General features: G+C 68.2%; 1 protein-coding gene. It reads left to right on the top strand.

Annotated features, from left to right (window positions below):
* Positions 1 to 400 precede the first annotated feature (400 nt).
* The coding region (locus tag TR48_RS34280) for a chitinase (protein ID WP_084730002.1) at positions 401 to 1,435 on the top strand (1,035 nt) is incomplete at its 3' end.

Raw genomic sequence — 1,435 nt, forward strand, 5'->3', positions numbered from 1 at the left:
CGCCGGGGTGACCGCCGCGGCGGGGTGCAGGGCGACCGCGCCGAGCGGGAGTTGGAGCAGGGCTGCGGCGGCCACGATCAAGGGCCGGCGACGGCCGCGTAGGCGCCCGCGGGAAGACAGCATGGCGAGACCTCTCGGTGGGGGTGGTGGGGCCCGCCGATTGAACTCTTGAAGTCATGTCAACGTCAAGAGTCGTGAAACAAACGCGGAGAACGCTCTCCTGTGATCAGGGCTCGAACGCAGAGATCAGATATGACCGATGTGTGCGTCGGAATCCTGACGGCGCATTAGTCAGGAAAGTTTACTAATTTTCACTCTTGACGCCCTGTCATGCTCTCTAGTTGACTCCGTTCCACCCGGCCGCTCCCCCACGTTCCGGCCTCACCCCCACGGAGTCACCATGCGTCTTCGGCATGCCTGCGCACCGTCCGCCGTGCTGCTGACCGCCGCGTCAGCAATGCTGCTCGCGGCACCGGCGGCTCACGCCGCGGCCAACCCCGGCCCCGGCTTCCCCGCCCACTACGCCGCGCCCTACGTGGAGGCCTGGAACTCCCCAGGCGCCATCGCGGCGGCCGAGTCGGCGACGGGCCTGAAGTACTACACGCTCGCCTTCGTCATCAACGGCGGCGGCAGCTGCAACGCCACCTTCAACGGCGACACCGCGATCGACGACGCCGGATGGACCGGCGCGGTCAACACCCTGCGCGCCTCTGGCGGCGACGCCATCGTCTCCTTCGGCGGCGCGTCCGGCACCGAACTCGCCGAGGCCTGCACCTCGGTGGCGTCCCTCCAGGCCCAGTACCAGCGGGTCGTCGACACGTTGAACCTGACCCGGATCGACCTCGACGTCGAAGGCGCCACGCTGGACGACACGGCCGCCAACGACCGCCGCAACCAGGCGCTGGCCAACCTCCAGTCCTACTACGCCTCCCAGGGCCGCACCCTCACCGTCGACTACACCCTGCCGGTGGACACCACCGGCCTGGAGTCCAACGCGCTCAGCCTGCTGAACAACGCGAAGAGCCACGGGGTGAACGTCAACCTGGTCAACATCATGACCATGGACTACGGCCCCGACGAGGAGATGGGCCAGGCCGCGATCAGCGCCGCCCAGGGCCTGCACAGCCAGCTGGGGCAGATCTGGACCGGCAAGAGCTCGGCCCAGCTGTGGGCGATGGAGGGCAACACGCCGATGCTCGGCGTCAATGACTCCACCAACGAGGTCTTCACCACCGGCGACGCCTCCAGCCTGGAGAGCTTCGCCCAGTCCAACGGCATCCAGGAGCTCGCCTACTGGTCGCTCGGCCGCGACCAGGCGTGCGCCTCGGTGGGCACCTACTCCGACACGTGCAGCGGCACCCAGCAGAGCAAGTACCAGTTCGCCTCCACCTTCAACGCCCTCACCGGCGGTTCCAGCGGCGGAGGTGGCACCCGC

Origin of the sequence: Streptacidiphilus neutrinimicus (assembly GCF_000787815.1) — a bacterium.
GTDB lineage: Bacteria > Actinomycetota > Actinomycetes > Streptomycetales > Streptomycetaceae > Streptacidiphilus > Streptacidiphilus neutrinimicus.